This window comes from Rhodopila sp. (genome assembly GCF_965277165.1).
Classification (GTDB): Bacteria; Pseudomonadota; Alphaproteobacteria; order Acetobacterales; family Acetobacteraceae; genus Rhodopila.
In genome coordinates this window covers 2,330,882-2,349,904 of record NZ_CBDICE010000006.1, presented here as the reverse complement: position 1 = coordinate 2,349,904, position 19,023 = coordinate 2,330,882, and the positions used below count along the sequence as shown (strand labels likewise).

17 protein-coding genes are annotated in these 19,023 nt (G+C 65.1%); 10 read left to right on the top strand and 7 right to left on the bottom strand.

Annotation, left to right across the window (positions count from 1 at the left end; genetic code table 11):
• The first annotated feature begins 18 nt into the window (after nucleotides 1-18).
• The 3 genes from mtnA (at nucleotide 19) to ACQY4Y_RS22985 (ending at nucleotide 2,327) form a co-directional block, all read left to right on the top strand.
• Nucleotides 19-1,113 carry an S-methyl-5-thioribose-1-phosphate isomerase gene (mtnA, locus tag ACQY4Y_RS22995; RefSeq protein WP_428492898.1) on the top strand — a complete coding sequence of 365 codons (1,095 nt, stop codon included), beginning with the start codon at nucleotides 19-21 and terminating at the stop codon, nucleotides 1,111-1,113.
• 247 nt (nucleotides 1,114-1,360) lie between these two features.
• Nucleotides 1,361-2,095, top strand: a complete 735-nt coding sequence (locus ACQY4Y_RS22990) for an SDR family oxidoreductase (RefSeq protein ID WP_428492897.1) — start codon at nucleotides 1,361-1,363, stop codon at nucleotides 2,093-2,095.
• 55 nt (nucleotides 2,096-2,150) lie between these two features.
• Entirely contained in the window at nucleotides 2,151-2,327 is a 177-nt protein-coding gene (locus ACQY4Y_RS22985) for a hypothetical protein (protein WP_428492896.1), read from the top strand.
• Between the two features lie 241 nt (nucleotides 2,328-2,568).
• On the opposite strand, the gene ACQY4Y_RS22980 is transcribed toward ACQY4Y_RS22985, so the two are convergent.
• Nucleotides 2,569-2,721 (bottom strand): entericidin A/B family lipoprotein, encoded by a 153-nt coding sequence (locus ACQY4Y_RS22980; RefSeq protein WP_428492895.1) that lies wholly within the window; start codon nucleotides 2,719-2,721, stop codon nucleotides 2,569-2,571.
• A gap of 45 nt (nucleotides 2,722-2,766) precedes the next feature.
• A complete protein-coding gene (locus ACQY4Y_RS22975; RefSeq protein ID WP_428492894.1) occupies nucleotides 2,767-4,332 on the bottom strand; it encodes a helicase HerA-like domain-containing protein in 1,566 nt (521 codons plus the stop codon).
• Nucleotides 4,333-4,711: 379 nt separating this feature from the next.
• Between ACQY4Y_RS22975 and ACQY4Y_RS22970 the strand changes: the two genes are divergently transcribed.
• From ACQY4Y_RS22970 to serS, 4 genes are all read left to right on the top strand, one after another.
• Nucleotides 4,712-5,461, top strand: coding sequence for a metallophosphoesterase (locus ACQY4Y_RS22970; RefSeq protein ID WP_428492893.1), 750 nt, complete (start codon nucleotides 4,712-4,714; stop codon nucleotides 5,459-5,461).
• A 111-nt stretch (nucleotides 5,462-5,572) separates the two neighbouring features.
• On the top strand, nucleotides 5,573-6,112 hold the full coding sequence (gene tatB / locus ACQY4Y_RS22965) for a Sec-independent protein translocase protein TatB (RefSeq protein WP_428492892.1): 540 nt from the start codon (nucleotides 5,573-5,575) through the stop codon (nucleotides 6,110-6,112).
• Between the two features lie 75 nt (nucleotides 6,113-6,187).
• A complete protein-coding gene (gene tatC / locus ACQY4Y_RS22960; RefSeq protein ID WP_428493699.1) occupies nucleotides 6,188-6,931 on the top strand; it encodes a twin-arginine translocase subunit TatC in 744 nt (247 codons plus the stop codon).
• A gap of 4 nt (nucleotides 6,932-6,935) precedes the next feature.
• Nucleotides 6,936-8,213, top strand: coding sequence for a serine--tRNA ligase (serS, locus tag ACQY4Y_RS22955; RefSeq protein WP_428492891.1), 1,278 nt, complete (start codon nucleotides 6,936-6,938; stop codon nucleotides 8,211-8,213).
• A gap of 95 nt (nucleotides 8,214-8,308) precedes the next feature.
• On the opposite strand, the gene ACQY4Y_RS22950 is transcribed toward serS, so the two are convergent.
• The 3 genes from ACQY4Y_RS22950 to ACQY4Y_RS22940 form a co-directional block, all read right to left on the bottom strand.
• Nucleotides 8,309-9,133 (bottom strand): LLM class flavin-dependent oxidoreductase, encoded by an 825-nt coding sequence (locus tag ACQY4Y_RS22950; RefSeq protein WP_428492890.1) that lies wholly within the window; start codon nucleotides 9,131-9,133, stop codon nucleotides 8,309-8,311.
• A gap of 205 nt (nucleotides 9,134-9,338) precedes the next feature.
• Nucleotides 9,339-10,136, bottom strand: coding sequence for an enoyl-CoA hydratase/isomerase (locus ACQY4Y_RS22945; protein WP_428492889.1), 798 nt, complete (start codon nucleotides 10,134-10,136; stop codon nucleotides 9,339-9,341).
• A gap of 435 nt (nucleotides 10,137-10,571) precedes the next feature.
• The gene (locus ACQY4Y_RS22940; protein ID WP_428492888.1) at nucleotides 10,572-11,018 is read right to left on the bottom strand and encodes a MucR family transcriptional regulator; all 447 of its coding nucleotides are present in this window, start codon (nucleotides 11,016-11,018) and stop codon (nucleotides 10,572-10,574) included.
• 341 nt (nucleotides 11,019-11,359) lie between these two features.
• Between ACQY4Y_RS22940 and ACQY4Y_RS22935 the strand changes: the two genes are divergently transcribed.
• Nucleotides 11,360-11,968, top strand: coding sequence for an SDR family NAD(P)-dependent oxidoreductase (locus ACQY4Y_RS22935; RefSeq protein WP_428492887.1), 609 nt, complete (start codon nucleotides 11,360-11,362; stop codon nucleotides 11,966-11,968).
• 21 nt (nucleotides 11,969-11,989) lie between these two features.
• Nucleotides 11,990-13,345 (top strand): MmgE/PrpD family protein, encoded by a 1,356-nt coding sequence (locus ACQY4Y_RS22930; protein ID WP_428492886.1) that lies wholly within the window; start codon nucleotides 11,990-11,992, stop codon nucleotides 13,343-13,345.
• A 722-nt stretch (nucleotides 13,346-14,067) separates the two neighbouring features.
• Here ACQY4Y_RS22930 and ACQY4Y_RS22925 read toward each other — a convergent pair.
• Together ACQY4Y_RS22925 and ACQY4Y_RS22920 are read right to left on the bottom strand one after the other, a co-directional pair.
• Nucleotides 14,068-15,258: a DUF1501 domain-containing protein gene (locus tag ACQY4Y_RS22925; protein WP_428492885.1), complete on the bottom strand. Its 1,191-nt coding sequence runs from the start codon at nucleotides 15,256-15,258 to the stop codon at nucleotides 14,068-14,070.
• Nucleotides 15,259-15,261: 3 nt separating this feature from the next.
• Nucleotides 15,262-16,548: a DUF1800 domain-containing protein gene (locus ACQY4Y_RS22920; protein ID WP_428492884.1), complete on the bottom strand. Its 1,287-nt coding sequence runs from the start codon at nucleotides 16,546-16,548 to the stop codon at nucleotides 15,262-15,264.
• Nucleotides 16,549-16,889: 341 nt separating this feature from the next.
• Between ACQY4Y_RS22920 and fusA the strand changes: the two genes are divergently transcribed.
• Entirely contained in the window at nucleotides 16,890-18,977 is a 2,088-nt protein-coding gene (gene fusA, locus ACQY4Y_RS22915) for an elongation factor G (protein ID WP_428492883.1), read from the top strand.
• Nucleotides 18,978-19,023 lie beyond the last annotated feature (46 nt).

The following is a 19,023-nucleotide window of genomic DNA, read 5'->3' as shown; positions in this document are numbered from 1 at the left end:
CAGGATAAGGATGGGGCGATGAAGATCGACGGCATCGCTTATCGCAGCGTCTGGCTGGACCCTGGCGACGGCTGGTCGGTCCATATTCTGGACCAGACCAAACTGCCGTGGTCGTTGGAGGTGCTGCGCCTGGCCACGCGGGACGAGGCCGCCCATGCGATCAAGTCGATGCAGACGCGCGGGGCCCCGCTGATCGGTGCCGTGGCCGCCTATGCACTGTGCCTGGCACTGCGCGCGGATGCCTCGACCGAGGCGATGGAGCGTGACGCCGAACTGATCGCCGCGACGCGGCCGACGGCGGTCAATTTGCGATGGGCTCTGGACCGGATGCTGACCCGGCTGCGCAATACGCCGGCGGCGGAGCGGGTCGCTGTCGGCTATGCCGAAGCGGCGCTGATCGCCGACGAGGACGCGGCGCAGAATGCCAGTATCGGTCGGCACGGGCTGCCGCTGATCGAAGCCGCGGCGCGGCCTGGGCAGGCGGTCAATGTGCTGACCCACTGCAATGCCGGATGGCTAGCCACGGTGGATTGGGGCACCGCGCTGTCGCCGATCTATACCGCGTTCAATGCCGGCGTCGATCTGCATGTCTGGGTGGACGAAACGCGCCCGCGCAACCAGGGCGCGGCGTTGACCGCGTGGGAGCTGGGCAAGCATGGCGTGCCGCATACCGTGGTGGCGGACAATGCCGGGGGTCACTTCATGCAGCACGGCATGGTCGACCTGGTGATCGTCGGTGCCGACCGGGTGTCCCGCACCGGGGACGCCGCCAACAAGATCGGCACCTACCTGAAGGCACTGGCGGCGCGCGACAACGACGTGCCGTTCTGGGTGGCGATGCCGTCCTCGACGATCGACTGGACGCTGTCCGATGGGGTGGCGAATATTCCGATCGAGCAGCGTCCGGCGACCGAAGTGACCGAGATGACCGGGCGGCTGGACGATGGCTCGATCGCCACGATGCGGATCGTTGCCGCCGACAGTGCGGCGGCCAATCCGGCGTTCGACGTGACGCCCAGCCGGCTGGTGACCGGGCTGATCACCGAACGCGGCCGCTGCGCGGCGACGGAAGCCGGGCTGCTGGAGCTATTTCCGGAGCGGCGGTCGGTCTAGCGGCGAGCAGTGAGGCAGGCCCAGACGCACCCGAACAGGCAGACGCCGTCGGCGGAGAGGCGCTCGCACCTTCGGTTGCGGGTTTCGATCCAGCACACCCGCTTCACGATGGCGACGAAGTGAGAACTTGAGACCTTGGGCCGCCTGGAGCGGGGCGAGTAGCACGCGCGCGACAAATTCCGGGCGGCACGAAGCATAATTCTTCTCTCCGCTGACGCCTGGGTTTTAGTCCCGATGGAGACACGGTATGGCTGACACGAACAAGGTGATAGCGATCACAGGTGCTAGCAGCGGCATCGGGCGGGCTACCGCGCAACTGCTTGCCAATCGCGGATATACCGTGGTGCTCGGCGCCCGCCGCGAGAATGTCCTCGCCGCGCTGGCGTCCGAGCTGAACGATGCGGGAGGACAGGCGGCGTATCAGGTTACCGACGTCACGCAGCGCTCCGATCTCGAGGCCTTGGTCGGGCACGCGATCGAACGCTTCGGTCGGCTTGACGCCATCGTCAACAACGCCGGAATCGGCCCGATCTCGCGCTTCGACGCGCTTCGCGTCGAGGATTGGGACGCGATGATCGACGTGAACCTGCGCGGCACGCTCTACGGTATTGCCGCCGCGCTGCCGGTGTTCGCGCGACAGGGTCATGGCCATGTTGTCAACGTGATCTCGACCTCCGGCCTGAAAATGGTGCCGACCCAGGGCGTCTACGCCGCGACGAAGAACGCGGTGCGTACGGTGACGGAGGTGTTGCGGCAGGAAGCCGGGCCGAACCTCCGCGTGACCGAGGTGTCGCCGGGCGTGATCGCCACGGATTTCGCGAGTTCCATTACCGATCAGCCGGCAAAGAGGGCGGTCGAAGAACGATTGAAGGGCATTGCAATCCCCCCAGATGCGGTCGCGCGCGGCATCCTCTTTGCGCTCGAGCAGCCGCCCGAAGTGGATGTCGGCAGCATCGTCATCCGACCGACCGCACAGGATTAAGTTTACGACGGGTCAGGTGCCGAGAACGGGGCGGCCGCATGGTCTAGCTTCACAGTTGGGCACGGCGCGCAAAAGCGGCGACCAGACGGTGTTCTCGCCCCGGGAGCGCATTCGGTTTCCTGGCGACCTGATCGAGCAGCGCATGTTCCCGATCTTTCCATGGTTCCCGCCGGCCGACAGCGACGTCGACGGGGTCCACTGGGCGAACATCCTGAACGAGTTCCAGCGCTGATCGTTCCCGGCCATGACGATCCGGGAACGATCAGCGCTGGAACTGGTATCGCACATCGAGAACGTGGGGCGGCGGGTGCGGGCGTTGCGCGTGGTTGGACAATCCGCCCAGGACATAAGCCCGCGGCCATCCCGGATTGGCAGCATCCGGGGGTGATCGATTGGGAAATCAACTATTTCACGGCGCAGCCGAGGTGACGCGGCGCTGCGTGGGACCGGCGGGGCGACCCGCAAAGCCGGCGCTATTGCGTCGCCTTCTCGGCTGCGTGACTGATTGCGTGGCCGCCGGCCGAGAGATCCTGGCCGGCTCCGGACACGGTGTTACAGGCCGCCAGCAGGGGCGACATTCCGAGCAGTGCCAGCAGAGTCAAGGCGATCGGGAGGTTTTTGCGCATGGCGATACTCCTGGATGGCTGCCTGGGGGTTGGGGTTGCCGGAATTCAACGGCGGCCGCCTCCGAGCAACGATCCTAGCACGCCGCGGACAAGTTGGCGCGCCACCGTACTGCCGACGGTTCGCGCGGCGCTGCGGGCGAGGCCGTCGACCACGCCTGGATGATATCCGCCGCGCGGACCGGTGGACCCGAACAAGATGTTCGACAGGCCGCCCCAGGGGTTGGCCTCGGCCGCCTGCGGGATCGTCGGTGGTGGGTTCGTCGGTTGGGGGGACAGCGGCGACGGCGCGGGCGAGGCAACCTGCTGATGCGCCTCGGGCGGCACGACGGCTCCACCGCCGGCGCGGTCGCGCAGCATCTCGAACGCCGATTCACGGTCCACCGCGGTCTCGTAGACGCCGGCGACGATCGATTGCCGGATCAGGGCCTGGCGTTGTTCGGGGGTGATCGGGCCGATCTGGGACGCCGGCGGCAGCACGAAACCGCGCCGGGTGATTTCGGGCGTGCCCTTGGCGTCGAGAAAGGAGATCAGCGCCTCACCGACGCCAAGCTGGGTGATCGCGGTTGCCGCATCGAGCGCCGGGTTCGCCCGCATGGTGTCGGCCGCGGCTTTCACCGCCTTCTGGTCGCGCGGGGTGAAGGCGCGCAGCGCGTGCTGCACGCGGTTGCCGAGCTGGGCGAGCACCTTGTCGGGGATGTCGAGCGGGTTCTGGGTGACGAAGTAGATCCCGACGCCCTTGGACCGGATGAGCCGGACGACCTGCTCGACCTTGTCCAGCAGGGAGCGTGGCGCGTCGTTGAACAGCAGGTGCGCCTCGTCGAAGAAGAACACCAGCTTGGGCTTATCGGGCTCGCCGACCTCGGGCAGTTTTTCGAACAGTTCCGACAGCAGCCACAGCAGGAAGCTGGCGTAGACGCGGGGGCTGTTCATCAGCCGGTCGGCGGCGAGGATGTTGATCATCCCCTGGCCGTTATCGGTCTGGATCAGGTCGTCGATGTTCAGCATCGGCTCGCCGAAGAAATGCTCGCCGCCCTGGGCCTCGATCTGCAGCAAACCGCGCTGGATGGCGCCGATCGAGGCCGGGGAGATGTTGCCGTACTGGGTGCGGAAGCGCGCTGCGTTGTCGCCGACGAATTGCAGCAGTGCGCGCAGGTCCTTCAGATCGAGCAGCAGCAGGCCAGTGTCGTCGGCAACCTTGAAGACGATGGACAGCACGCCTTCCTGGGTTTCGTTAAGGTTGAGCAGGCGCGTCATCAGCATCGGGCCCATGTCGGAGACCGTGGCGCGGACCGGGTGACCTTGCTGGCCCCAGACGTCCCACAAAGTGACCGGGCAGGCCTGCCAATGGGGCTCGGGCAGGCCGAGACTGTCCAGGCGGGTTTTCATCCGCGCGGATGGCGCGCCGGGTTCAGCGATACCGGTCAGGTCGCCTTTGACGTCGGCCATGAACACCGGCACGCCGATGCGGGAGAAGTTTTCCGCCAGCACTTGCAGGCTGACGGTCTTGCCGGTGCCGGTGGCACCGGTGATGCAGCCGTGGCGATTGGCGAGCGCGGGTAGCAGGGTCAGGTCGGTGTCGCCGGATCGGGCGAAGATCAGGGGTTCAGCCATGCGCCGGTGCCTCGCTGGTTGGTGGGCCGTTTGCCGACGCCTTGGATCTGGCGTTGGATCGGCCCACTTGGCTGTTGCAGTGTAGTTCAGGATCGGGCTGGCGATAATACCGGGGCGCTGCATCGCTGCTTGCGTGGCGACCGATTTCGCGTCGGGCGGATCGCATCGATCTGCGCTTGAGCCGATCGAGTGGCGGGTGGATCTGGTGGATGCGCCGTGAGCGGCGCATCCACGGCTTGATTGGCGCCAACGGGATCAGGGGTTCGGTGCCTGTTTCCTCATTTTGCTTTTTTAAGAACCGGCACAAGCCGGCACGCATCGGATCGGCGGACGGGCGCGAGTTGATTGCATTCCGATAGCGGTGTAACGCCAGTGCGCAATGATAGAACTCGCCGCAGCGCCCGGCTGTTTACCCCCCGGCCGACGTATCTACGCTATTGGTGACATCCACGGCTGCGCCCGGCAACTCGGGAACCTGCACGAGATCGTCGCCCGGGACCTGGCACGGCGACCGATCAGGTCCGCTCTTCTGTTGCATATCGGCGATTACGTCGACCGCGGCGCGGATAGCGCGGGGGTGATCGCCGGGCTGCTGGATGGCTGCCCGGTTGCCGGGGCGGAGATGGTCAACCTGATGGGCAATCATGAAAGTACCATGCTCGACGCGCTTTCCGGCGAGCGTGCGGCCGGCACAGACTGGCTGTTCGCCGGCGGCCGGGCGGCACTGCAAAGCTACGGCATCGATCCGGACGGGCCGCGCGAGGGTTGGGCGGCCCTGATTCCGCAGGCGCACCAGGATTTCTTGCGGGACCTGGTGCTGATGCACCGGGAAGGCGGCTACGCCTTCATCCATGCTGGGGTCCGCCCGGGCATCGAGCTGGCGCAACAGGCGCGCGACGATCTGCTACGCGCTCGCCAGCCGTTTCTGTATTCCGAGGCTGACTTTGGTGCTGTCGTGGTGCATGGCCATACCCCGGTGAAGGCTCCGGTTGTGCGCCACAACCGCATTGCTATCGACACCGGCGCGGTGTTCGGCGGCAAGCTGACCTGTGTGGTGCTGGAGGCTGATACGCTGGGCTTTCTGGCCGCCGATCCGGTGGACCGGCCGGTCTCCATTGCCCATAGGTAACGTGACCGTGGTGGGTTTCGCGTGCAGCTTCGGCGGGCCGCGTTCGGGCCGGCGGTTTCCCTGAACCGCGCTTAATGCTAGCTAGCGCGCCCCGGAGACACGCGCGCACCCATGTTCGATTTCGCCTGGTCGGAAATTGCCCTGATAGGAGCCGTCGCACTGATCGCGATTGGGCCAAAGGACATGCCCGCGGCGATCCGCACGGTGTCGAGCATGATCAAGAAGGCGCGCCGCATGGCGGCCGAGTTTCAGACCCATGTCGATGAGATGGTGCGTGAGGCGGATCTTGGCGATGTGAAGAAGGCGTTCACCGACATCCGCAACCTGGACCTACCCAGCCTGCTGGAAAAGCACGTCGATCCGGACCGGTCGATCCGCAACACCTTCGCGGACGACCCGTTCAAGCCGACCTACCCGACGGCCGGCGAGGTTCCCACCCTGGACGAAGTCGCTGTCGCCGACCGCGGCGGTGCCGAACCGGTGCCCGAGCCGGAGTCTGAGCCGGAGGTCGCGGCCGAGGCGGAGAAACCGCTGGCGCCGGCGTTTATCCCGCCCGGGCTGGTGCCGCCGCCGGCAACCCGGGCCGCCGCGATGCCGGCCGAGGCGCCGGCGTTCATTCCCCCCGAAGCCGTGCGGCAGCGCCAGACCTAGGCGCGGGCAGCCGGCGGAGCATCGAGAAAGCCGAACGTGGCAACCATCGAAGACGACCCGATCAACGACAAGCCGATGCCGCTGCTCGAGCACCTGATCGAGTTGCGCCGGCGGCTGATGTGGTCGGCGGCCACGTTCCTGGTGTGTTTTTTCATCGCATACTATTTTTCCAGCGCGATCTACTACTTCCTGGCCGAACCGCTGGCCAACGTGCTGCGCGAGCAGGGCAATCCCGATCCGCACCTGATCTACACGCAGTTGTACGAGGCTTTTTTCACCAAGATAAAGGTCGCTTTCTTTGGCGGTGCGTTCGTTGCCTTTCCAATGATCGCGGTGCAATTATGGCTGTTCGTGGCGCCTGGGCTGTACCGCAGCGAGAAGCGTGCACTGTTGCCGTTCCTGGCGGCCACGCCGGTGCTGTTCGTGCTGGGCGCGGCGCTGGCGTATTACTTCGTGTTCCCGTTTGCGTGGCGGTTTTTTGCCAGCTTCCAAACCTCGACCGGCGGCGGCGGGGTGCCGATCGAATTGCTGCCGAAGGTGAGTGAATACCTCGATCTGGTGATGAAGCTGATTTTCGCCTTCGGCATCACCTTTCAGCTTCCGGTGGCGCTGACGCTGCTGGCGAAGGTCGGCATCACCAGTTCGGCGCAACTGAGGAAGTTCCGCCGCTATGCTTACGTCGGCATGTTCATTATCGCGGCGATCCTGGCGCCGCCGGACGTGATCACCCAGACCGGCCTGGCTTTGCCGTTGATCGCATTGTACGAAATCTCCATTCTGAGTGCGAAGTGGGTTGAACCCAAGCCGGTCGAGGTCTGAACCGATGCACGACATCCGTGCCATCCGAGCCGATCCGGACGGCTTCGACGCTGCGCTGGCCCGTCGCGGACTGGCGCCGGCGGCGGCCTCGGTGCTGGCGGTGGACGCCGATCGACGGGCCGCGCAGACCGCGCTGCAGGACAAGCAGGCGCGGCGCAATGCGCTGGCCAGGGAGATCGGGCAGGGCAAACGTAGCGGCGCCGACACCGCCGAGCTGGAAGCCGAGGCGACCGCTCTGCGCCGCGACATGGACGGGCTGGAGACGCGGGTGCCCGAGCTCGATGGCGGCATCAGGCGGGTGCTGGAGGGGCTGCCGGCTGTGCTGGATGCGTCGGTGCCGGATGGATCCGACGAGAGCGCCAACGTGGTGCTGAACGAGGTTGGCGAGAAGCGCGATTTCAGGTTTGCCCCGAAGCAGCATTTCGAGCTTGGCGAGGCGCTCGGGATGATGGATTTCGCCACCGCCGCCAAGCTGGCCGGGGCGCGCTTCGTGATGCTTCGCGGCGGGCTGGCGCGGATGGAGCGGGCGCTTGGCCAGTTCATGCTGGACCTTCACATCTCGGAGCACGGCTATGTCGAGATGGTCGTGCCGTCGCTGGTGAACGATGCCGCTGCCTATGGCACCGACAAATTGCCGAAATTCGCTGACACGATGTTCCGTACGACGGATGGCCGCTGGCTGATCCCGACCGCAGAGGTTCCACTGACGGCGACGGTCATGGGCGAGATTCTGCCCGGAGGCGATCTGCCAGTCCGTATCACCGCTCTTACCGACTGTTTCCGGAGCGAGGCCGGGGCCGCCGGTCGCGACACGCGCGGGATGTTGCGTCAGCACCAATTCCGCAAGGTCGAGCTCGTGTCGATGTGCCATCCGGACCAAAGTGCCAGTGAGCACGAGCGGATGACAACTTGCGCCGAGGCCGTATTGTCGCGGCTTGGGTTGCCGTTCCGCCGCGTCGTGCTGTCCTCGGGCGATACCGGTTTCGGCGCCGTAAAGACCTACGACCTTGAGGTCTGGCTACCGGGTCAGCAGGCTTGGCGCGAGATCAGCTCTTGCTCCAACTGCCGGGATTTCCAGGCGCGTCGGATGAATGCGCGCTTCCGTGGCGGCGTGGACGGCAAGTCGGTCGCCTATTTGCACACGCTGAACGGGTCCGGTGTCGCTGTCGGCCGCGCGCTGATCGCGGTGATGGAGAATTACCAGCAGGCCGACGGGTCGATCGGCGTGCCGGAGGTTTTGCGTTCCTACATGGGCGGAACGCAGCGGATCAGCGCGGCCTAGCTTTTTGCTTTGTCGAGCGATTCACGAGCCTCGCGCGAACAGCGCGTCCTTCGGACGACGAACGTTCCGCCCAAGCCGCGATCGCGCTGCAGATTTCAGGCGCGCAGCCCGGCGATGGTTTCCAATTGCCGAGGATCGTCCGGGGGGATCACCAGCAGCACGTCGTCGATGCCCAGATCTTGCAGCCGGTTCAGCCGATCCTTGGCCTCACGCGGGGGGCAGAACAATGAGATCTTCGGCTCGTGGCTGATCGGCAGGTTGGGCGGCGTGTCGCGGAAATCGGTAAACACGTTGGCCAGCACCGCCCGTTTGCCGCCGGCGTCGCGGAACATCTTCAAACCGATCGCCAGGTCCTCGGGTGCGGTGTGAATACCCGAAGCGATCCAGCCTTGCAGCACCTTGGCCGACAGGTTGATCCATCGCTCGCTGCGCCATGCGCCCAACAGGACCGGGGGGCCGTCCTCAGTTCCGGGCCAGGCTGACAAAGCTGGACCATATACCGGCTCGCCGGCCCAGACCCGGCGCATGACGTCGAGATAGGCGGTCAAGGTCTTGAACCGGGCGTCATAGTCGGCCTGCACCGCGTCGAAGTCGTGACGGGTGGATCCGCTGCCGATGCCGAAGCGGAGCCGGCCATTTGACAATGCATTCAAGGTCTGCACGCGGTGGGCGTGTTCGACCGGATGGCGTAGCGGCACCTGAACCACGCATGTGCCGAGTTCGATCCGCGATGTCTGTGTCGCCAAAGCACCGAGCAGAATGAGCGGGTCAAGTGTCGGCTTGCCGCGGGCGAATGCGTCGGTCGCCCATAGGCCGTGAAAGCCGAGTGCCTCGACCTGGCGGGCGACGGCGCAGACCTGGTCGGCCACGCGCGGGCCGGCATGTGCGGCAGACGGTATTGTAACGATTCCGATACGCAAGCGTTGTCTCCTTCTATCTTCAGGCGCGTCCGTGGCGTTTCGGGTTCGGAAATTCGCCATGGCGGGGCGAGCCTGGTCTTCCAATTAGCTGCCGCGCAGTGAACCAATTCAACGCCAAGGCATCAGACCGTTTACTGCAATATGGCCCATTTCTTTGTTTGAGCGCGCGCGCCGGGGGGATCCATCGATTGCGATTGTTGGTGTTTTATTGTCCCCTGAACTTCGCCGGGCGTTTCTCTCGGAAGGCGGCGACACCTTCGTTATAGTCGCTGGTCATGCCCGCTCGACTTTGCAATCTCGCCTCGAGGTCGAGTTGGCTGCTGTAAGTGTTTTCCATTGATTCCCAATACATTTGTCGGATCATGCCCAGTGATTTCGGACCGGCGGCGAGGCCGTGCGCCAGTTGCATCGTCTTCGGCATCAAATCGGCGTCTTCTTCGAGACGGTTGATCAGGCCCCAGGCGAGTGCAGTTTCGGCCGACAGGCGCTCGGCCAGCAGCGAAAGCTCCATCGCGCGTGCCATGCCGATCAGGCGCGGCAACAACCACGATGAGCCGCAATCGGGAACCAGGCCGATGCGGGCGAAGGCCTGCAGAAAGGAGGCGGAGCGCGCGGCGATGCGGATGTCTCCGGACAGCGCGAGGCTCATGCCGGCGCCGGCGGCGATTCCGTTGATCGCGGTGACGACCGGGATGGACAGCGCGCGCAGCCTCATAAACATTGGATTGTACCAGGATTCGAGTGTGCTTGTGAGCTCGCCGCTGGCCTCGGCGGCTCGGTTGCGCTGCGCCTGGTCGGGGTCGTTTAGATTGGCACCGGAACAAAACGCCCGTCCCGCGCCGGTGATGACCAGGCAGCGTGGCGGGTCCTGCTCGATGCGATCCATGGCGGTCGTCATGTCTTCGCGCAATTTTTGTCCGAAGGCGTTGAGCACGCTGGGGTCGTTCAGCGTCATCACCGTGACGTCTCGAGTGGTTTCCAGCAGGATTTTGCCGTGCTTCATGTTGCGCTGCCCCAGGGTCGGTTTGCGGCGTTGTGGGTATTTGCCAGGGTAGCAGCCCGGCGGGGGAACGCCAGGGGCTGCGATCACCGAATTGGGTGGGTCATCGGGCGGTGCAGTGCGGCGGCAGTTTTTCTGTGTCGCAACTGGGCCAGAACGATCGGGCTGGATGCCCGGCCAAGTCAAGGGCCGTCAGCGATGAAATCGGCCGTCGCCGTAGGCCGATGAAGCGACCTGCCGGGCCGGTTTGTCAATCGTTATGACATCCTCCACTAAGACAGCCAGCCTTTTTCAGCGCAAACAGGCTGGATGGGCAATAGAGGTGGTGCCGAAGTTTAGAGCGGGCTGTTGATCGCTGGCGTCGTCTTCTGCGCCGGGCAGGGCGGTGGAACAACAACGAAGTGGCAAGTAGTCACGAGAACGTTTCAACCAGGACTTTCAGGTCCGAGCGCCGGTTTTCCGGGCTGCCTTGCGTGCGGATTTTTTTATTGGGGGGGCGACGCTGCGGCTGCGGCCGAGTCCCATCTTCTTCGCCAGACTCGAACGGGTTTCCGCATAGTTCGGTGCCACCATCGGATAGCTTGAGGGCAAGCCCCACTTGGCACGATACTGATCGACGGTCAGGTTATGCTCAGTCATCAGGTGCCGTTTCAGCATCGTCATCTGCTTGCCATCCTCAAGGCAAACGATGTAATCGGGGAATACGGACTTGGTGACTGCGACGGCGGGTTTGGCGGCCTCGACCGGTGCGATGGCTTCACCGACGTTGGACAAGGTTTTGTAAACCTCGCGAATCAGGCCGGGCAGATCCTCGACCGACACCGGATTTTTCGTCACATGGGCACTTACAATTTGGGCGGTCAAGCCCAAGACATCTTCTGCCATCTGTTCTTTCCTGCAACTCAGTGAAGTTGATATACGACAGATCGGTTCACCATGCCATAGTCCTTTTAGCTAAAATTTTCTATAACTGGCCTGCGCGAGCAATCCGATTTGCCGAAGCACGTGGTTTGACGCCATGCTTAATTGCCAAAGCCGGGGGAAATCATGGAATTGGGCCTGACTGGAAAGGTTGCACCGGTAACCGGCGGTAACCGGGAGATCGGCGCAGCGGTTGGGGCCGAACTTGCAAGAGAAGGCATGCATATTTGCCTGGTGGCCCGCGACTCGGCGAAAGCGGCGGGAGGTCGCCGATACCCTTGTAAGGACAGCAAACATCGGCGTCCATGGGGGTTGCCCTCGATCTGCGCGACCCGGCGGCGCCAGCACAAGCCATTGCGCAGGCAGTCGAGCATTTCGGTCGGCTCGATCTGTTGGTGAACAATGCCGGGGTAACCAAGTGGGCGGATTTCTTCAGCTTGACAGAAGAACACTGGCAGGACGGCTTCGCGCTCAGGTTTCACGGCCACGTGAGGATGACGCGAGCGGCATGGCCGCGGGTGCGCGAATCCAACGTCGGCGTCGTTCATATCGTCGGTGTCGGGTCGCGCTCCGAGTCGGCGGAATTCACCATCGGCGGGTCGGTCAGCGTTGCATTGATGAATTTCACCAAGGCGATGACGGATATCAGCACAGAGCACAGAGCACGGGGTTCGGGTCAACGCGGTCAATCCGAGGCTGATCGGGACCGACCGTTTCACTCGCAATGTAGAGCGGGTGATGCGCGATCGCGGTCTTGTCCGCGACGAGGCTTCACGGTTCCTGGTTGCTTCGCATGGCACTGCCCGGGTTGGCAGACCGGAGGAAATGGTTCCCTGTTGGCGTTCTGGCGTCCGCCGAGCCGATATCGACGGCGGGGCGACGCGGTCTTCTTAGCGCGGGATGCTGATCGGTAGCGCGGCAAGGGAGCGATGCAAATGGCGATCATCGAGGATGCCGTTACGACCCAATTGGCGGCGTATGCAGCGTCCATCCAGTACGGCGACCTGCCCGATGCGGTGCGGCGGGAGGCAATGCGGTCGTATTTCAACATCCTCGGCTGCATGCTGGGCGGCGCGCGTCATGATGGGGTAAACATCGTCGATCGCTCGCTTGGCGGTTTTGCCGGCAAACCGGTCGTCACGCTGGTTGGCCGCGGCGGCAAGTCCGACGGTCTGCACGCGGCGCTGATCAACTGCCTTGCATCGAGTGTCTACAGTTTCGACGATACCCACGAGCAGGCGGTGGTGCATCCCAGCGGTCCGGTCGCCGCCGCGGCGCAAGCGGTGGCGGAGATGCAGCCGGTATCGGGGCGCGACTTCCTGGCGGCTGTCGCGCTGGGGGTGGAACTGGCATGCCGGCTATGCAAGGCGGTGAGCGTGCCGCCGGCGAAAGGGTCGATGGCGTGGTCCGGCACCGGGATCAGCGGCGGGATCGGAGCCGCCGCGGCGGCGGGCCGTCTGCTTGGGCTGGATCAGGCGGCCATGCGTTCGGCGATCGGCATCGCGCTTTCGCAGGCCGGTGGATTCCGCGCCATGCACGGCAGCCTGTGCACGCCGCTGATGCCGGCTGGCGCGGCGCAGTCCGGGTTGCGCGCGGCGTTGCTGGCGCGATCCGGGTTCACCAGTTCGCCCGCCGCGCTGGAGGGGCGGCACGGCTACCTGAGTGTGTTCTCAGAGCAGCCCGACCTGGACGCGCTGAGCGGCGGCCTGGGCCAGCGGTTCGAGATTCTGCGCAACACCTATAAGCCGTATCCGTGCGGCATCGTCATTCATCCGATCATCGATGCCTGCCTCGAGCTGCGGCGGCGGTATCGACCGGATCCGGACCGGATTACCTCGGTGTCGATCGCTGCCTCGCCTGGCGCGATGCTGCTGTGTAACAACCGGTCTCCGCGGGATGAGATGGAGGCTCATGTCAGTCTGCATCACTGGGTCGCGGTCGCCTTGCTTCGCGGTTCGGCGCGAATCCGCGACATGGATACCGAGACCGCGGTAAAGGATCCGGCGCTGATGCAGTTCCAGCGCCGGGTGGAGGCAACGCTGGATCCGGGCAGGGCGGCCGATTCGGCCGAGGTCAGCATCACCCTGACCGACGGTTCGCGCCACAGCAGCCGGATCGAGCACTGCATCGGTAGCGCCACGCGGCCGATGACGGATGCCGAACTGGAGGCGAAATTTGCCGCCATGGCGATTCCGGTGATGGGGCAGCAGCGCGCCGACGCGTTGATGTGGCAATGCCGGGATTTGCCGAACCTGGCCGACGCCGGGGACGTGGCGCGGGCGGCGGCTTGAACGCCGCGGGCCGGCGTGGTCGCCAGGTTGATTTTGCCATAGCGAAGCGGCCGCGCCGGGCAATGGCGGGTGGGTCAAACCGCTCGGATTTGTAACAAAATATCTGAAATGGAGTTGACGGCCTGGTCTGTTGCCGCGCACTACCGGCTGCGACCGGCATCGGGTCGGGCGTGGCTGATCGAGGCCGCGGTCAGCGGCGAGGAAGCACCGCATCTGCCTGCGCATCTATGCCACTCCGGGCGGCGAGTCGCATTTCGACGAAGTCGAATTGCCGCCGACGACGATGTCGGTGCACCCTGATGCCGTGCCGTTCGACGTTTCGGCCAGTTATCCGGCGTCTCGCGTCCGCCTCACCCGCATCCCAGTGGGCATACTCGAGGCATACGGTACCAAAGCCGAATCTTACGGTTAGGCTGGATGGGTCGGTTGAATACGAGACGAGCGACGGAGAGGTGCGCCACGTTCAGGCGGGTAGCCTCGTGTTAGTGGAGGACACACACGGCAAGGGTCATCTGTCACGCCATTCCGCAGAGGCGCAAACTATTATCTGGATCTCACTGCCGGACGGCCTCGATTTGCCACCCGCATAGACGTCCGGGCACGCTGCCGAGAGTCTGCTTTTTCCCCTTTCGGTTATTCTGAGAGCCAAAAACCCCGGCGAAGATGGATGAGGGACCTCGATATCCAGGTCGGCAACCCGTCAAAACCTCTGTGTCGAGGTACTAGATACTGATCAATCCAGGGGTCGCGGCCACCGTTTCGCTGGCGGGGAAGACCTTGCCGAGGGCGGCGGCGCCGAGGCCCAGATGCTCGGTCAGCATACCCTTTGCCACCGCGCGCAGATCGGCGGTGGGAGCCAGGTCGCGGTTCTCGAATAGCTGATCCGGGCGCAGGCCGGGCCATGTCGTCTGGACGCGGCCCCCGGCGACGGCACCGCCGATCAGGAATGCCACGGTCGCGGTGCCGTGGTCGGTACCCTTGGTCCCGTTCACCCGCGCGGTGCGGCCGAACTCCGTCATCACCAGAACCGCGGTCTGGGCCCAGGCCGGTCCGAGCGCGGTCTTCAGCGCCACCAGCCCGGCGTCAAGCTGTTTCAGCGTCGCGTTCAGGCGAATGGTTTGCGCGGTGTGGGTGTCCCAACCATCGATCTCCAGGGCGGCGATGCGGGGACCGTCGGGCGCGGCAAGCATATCGCCGGCGGAGCGGGCCAGCGTGGCGAAGGCGCTGTTGCCGGCATCCGCTGGATGCTGATCGGCCGCCATCACCGTGGTGCTGAAACCACGCGCGCGCAGCCCCTCGGCGATGGCGGGGCCGATGATCGGGTCGTGCCGGTTGAGCGCGGCGATGCTGGCGTAGAGGTCGGGCGCCGGGGTGGCGAAGCCGTGCGGCGCCCAGTTTGCCACCTGCGCCGGCCCGCGCAGCAGCAGCGGCACCGAAACGCCGACCGCGAGCGCATTGCCCTCGGGACGGGGGGTTGCCGCCGGCAGCAGCGCCATGACCGCGCGGTTCAGCCAGCCGCTGGTCATGCGATGGTCGGCGCCGGATTCCAGGTAGTCCTGCGCCTCGAAATGGCTGCGCACGCGGTAGCAGCCGGCGACCGCGTGGACGATCAGCGCCTGGTTGTCGCGATACATGTCGTGCAGGCCGGCCAGCGCCGGGTGCAGGCCGAAGAAACCGCCGAGGTCGAGCACGCCCCCCGGTTGGCCGGGCGGCGGCGGCACGATCTCGGCGCGCAGCGCGGTCAGGCCGGGGTCGCCGTAGGGCACCACCGCGGACATGCCATCGAGCGCGCCGCGCAGGATGATGACGACCAGGCGTTTGTCGGTCGGCGCCGAGGCCAGCGCCAGGACGCTGCGGCCGAGGCTGAAGCTGGTGGCAAGACCCAGCAGGGCGGTGCGGCGGGACAGGATCATGGATCAACGCCTCTGGAATTCAGGGCTGGTCAGTAACAGGGTCATGGCATCGCGGCGCGAGCCGGCACGCGCCATCGCCTGGCGGGTTTCCGGACGCAGCAACGGGCCCATGGTGGTGTCGGCGATGTCGACCACGTTGCGGTCGCCGATGCGGCCGGCGAAGCCGCTGGCCCAGTCGATCCGGCGCAGCATTGCCTCGGGCGCGGCCCAATCCTCGGCGCGATCGGGCCAGCCGTTCGGTGCTGGCGCCGCCCATAGCGGCTGACCGAGGCCGGCCAGAATGCCAAGCATCGGCAACTGGTCGGGCGCAACGTCGAGCGAGCGGACGCTGGCCAGCAGATAATCGATCGGCGCGCGCAGCTTGACGCCGGGTTCCCAGGCGGCATCCAGTTGAACCAGCGCCGCGGATGCCGCCCCGAGGTCGCCGTTCGTATCACGCAGCACGGTCTGTATGTTGTGGACGGCGTCCGCTGGGGGATCGTCGGCGACGAAATGACGCACCAGCTTGGTGGCGAGGAAACGGTGGGTGGCCGGGTGATCGGCGAGGAACGCCAGCGCCTCGACGCCGCCTTGCTGATCGGCCGGAAACCGGCGTCCCAACAGCGTCTGCGGGCCGGGTTCATGAGCCAACGGCCGGTAGCGAAAACCCGGCGGGTCGGATTTCAGGTCGATCGACCAGCCGGTCAGGATCTTGGCGAACGACGTCACATCGGCCTGGGAGTAGCCGGCGGCCGGGCTTAGCGTGTGCAACTCCATGCACTCGCGCGCAAGGTTCTCGTTAAGGCCGCGGTGGGTTCGCTCGCCAGCTGGGCTGTCGGGGCCAAACGAGCGGGCGTTTTCCAGGTACATCAGCATCGCCGGGTGGCGCATCACCGCCAGCAGCATGTCGCCGAAGCGGCCGGTGACGTGTGGACGAATGGCCTCTTGCATGAAGGCAGCGGCGACGCACGCGCAGGCACCCTGGCGGCGCGAGATGGTGAAGTGATTGGCCCAGAACCAGACCAGCCGCTCACGGAACGGGGCCGGGGTGGTCACTGCGTTGGCCAGCAGGGCGGTGGCCTGGGCCTTGAACAGCGCGGCGGAGCGGCGCTGTCCTGGCGGCGGCTTGGTTTGCCGATCCTCGCGCAGCGTGGCAAGGCCCTTGGCCGTCGTCGGCGGATCGTCGAGCTGGGTCGGGTCTGGCTGGCGCAACTGGTCCAGCAGCCAAGACGCCGGGTCGGGGGGCAGCGGTTCGCTGGGTCGGCGGCCAAGACCGAACCGTACCAGGGCTTGAGCGGTGCGTGTGTCCATGGTGGAAACTCTAGCTGGCTATGATGTGTCACAGTGTGATAAACCGTTTGAAAGGTTGTTGCTTCGTGTTCGCGCAACCTGGGCGTTCACCGCAATGCGGGTGCCTGCCGCTAATGGAAGGTACCTTGGGCAGTGGCGCGTCTAATGGCGTGCGAGGCAATTCGCACTTGCAAAACCGCGCAAGCTATCGCATTTCCCGCCCCACATAACCGGTCGAGCGTTCGGCCGGCACGAAAGGCGGGCGCGCGGGGCTTTCCCCAGATCCAGCGATGGGTCGCGCGCCCTTTCTGATATGCCCGTTCTGGTATGGCCGTCGGGTGCTCGTTTGATGGAGGTTCGCCGTGTCTGTTACGCCGCTCGATAGAATACGCAACATCGGGATCACCGCGCATATCGACGCGGGCAAGACCACGACGACTGAACGGATTCTGTATTACACCGGTGTGTCGCACAAGATCGGCGAAGTACACGACGGCAACACCACCACCGACTACATGGAGCAGGAGCGCGAGCGCGGCATCACCATCACCTCGGCGGCGGTGACCTGCGAGTGGAAGGACACCCGCATCAACATCATCGACACGCCGGGCCATATCGACTTCAACATCGAGGTCAACCGCAGCCTCCGCGTGCTGGACGGCGCGATCTTCATCATCGAGGGCGTCGCCGGGGTGCAACCGCAGTCGGAGACCAACTGGCGCCTGGCCGACCGCTACAACGTGCCGCGCATCATCTTCATCAACAAGCTCGACCGCACCGGCGCCGACTTCTACCGCGCCTTCGACACACTGCTGGAAAAGCTCGACATCGTCGCATTGCCGTTGCAGTTGCCGATCGGCGTCGAAGACGGGTTCCTGGGCGTCGTCGACCTGGTGGAGATGAAGGCGATCATCTGGGAAGGCGGCGAGCTGGGCGCAAAATACCATTACGAGGACATCCCCGCCGACATGGCGGAGCTGGTGGCGACACACCGGCAGACGCTGCTGGATACCGCGCTGTCGGTCGATGAGCAGGCGATGGAGGAGTATTTCGACAAAGGCGACGTCTCGATCGAAACGCTGAAGCGCTGTATCAAGCGCGGCACCATCGATGGCGCGTTCCGTCCGGTGCTGTGCGGCACGGCGTTCAAGAACAAGGGCGTGCAGCCGCTGCTCGACGCGGTGATCGATTATCTGCCGTCGCCGATCGACGTGCCCGGCATCGCCGTCGCGATCGAGGAAGGCGAGGAAGAGGGCAACCTCGCTGACCGCCGCCGCATCCCGGCCGATCCGAAGGCGCCGTTCGCTGGCCTGGCGTTCAAGATCATCAACGACAAATACGGCACCCTGACCTTCGTGCGGGTCTACGCCGGCAAGTTGAAATCCGGTGACATGGTGCAGAACACCACCAAGGGCCACCGCGAGCGGATCGGCCGGATGTTCCAGATGCACGCCGACAAGCGGGCCGAGATCAAGGAAGTCGAGGCCGGCGACATCGCCGCCTTCGTCGGCCTGAAGGACACCGGCACCGGCGACACCCTGGCGTCGAACGACGACCCCGTGGTGCTGGAGCGGATGGCGTTTCCGGTTCCGGTGATCGATATTTCGGTTGAGCCGCGCACCAAGGAGGCGGTCGAGAAGATGACGCTGGGTCTGCAGAAGCTGGCCGGCGAAGACCCATCGCTGCGGCTGCGCACCGATCAGGAGACCGGGCAGACCATCCTGTCCGGCATGGGCGAGCTCCACCTGGAGATCATCATCGACCGGCTGCGCCGCGAATACGGCGTGGACTGCAACATCGGCGCGCCACAGGTCGCCTATCGCGAGACGATCTCCAAAGCGCACACCGAGACCTATACGCACAAGAAACAGTCCGGCGGGTCTGGTCAGTACGCCGAAGTGAAGATCATCTTCGAGCCGCTGGAGCGCAACACCGGCGTGGTATTCGAGAACAAGGTGGTCGGCGGGTCGGTGCCGAAGGAATACATCCCGGCGGTGGAGAAGGGGATCAAGGTGCAGGCCGATACCGGCGTGCTGGCCGGGTTCCCGACAGTAGACTTCAAGTACACCCTCGTCGACGGCAAGTACCACGACGTCGACTCGTCAGCCCTGGCGTTCGAAATCGCCGCCAAGGCGTGCTTCCGCGACGGCATGAAGCTGGCCGGGCCGATCATCCTGGAGCCGATCATGGACGTGGAGGTGACCACGCCGCAGGACCATGTCGGCGACGTGGTGGGCGATCTCAATCGCCGGCGCGGGCAGATCCAGAACCAGGAGAGTTCGGGCTCGACGGTGATCGTGCGGGCGCATGTGCCGCTGAAGGAGATGTTCGGCTACATCTCGCACCTGCGCAGCATGACCAAGGGGCGTGCGTCGTTCACCATGCAGTTCCATCACTACGATCCGGTGCCGCGCAATGTGGCAGACGAGATCATGAAGAAGACGGCCTGACGGACATGATTGTTTAAGCACGGTAGTCTTGCGCGGCTGGGGGCAG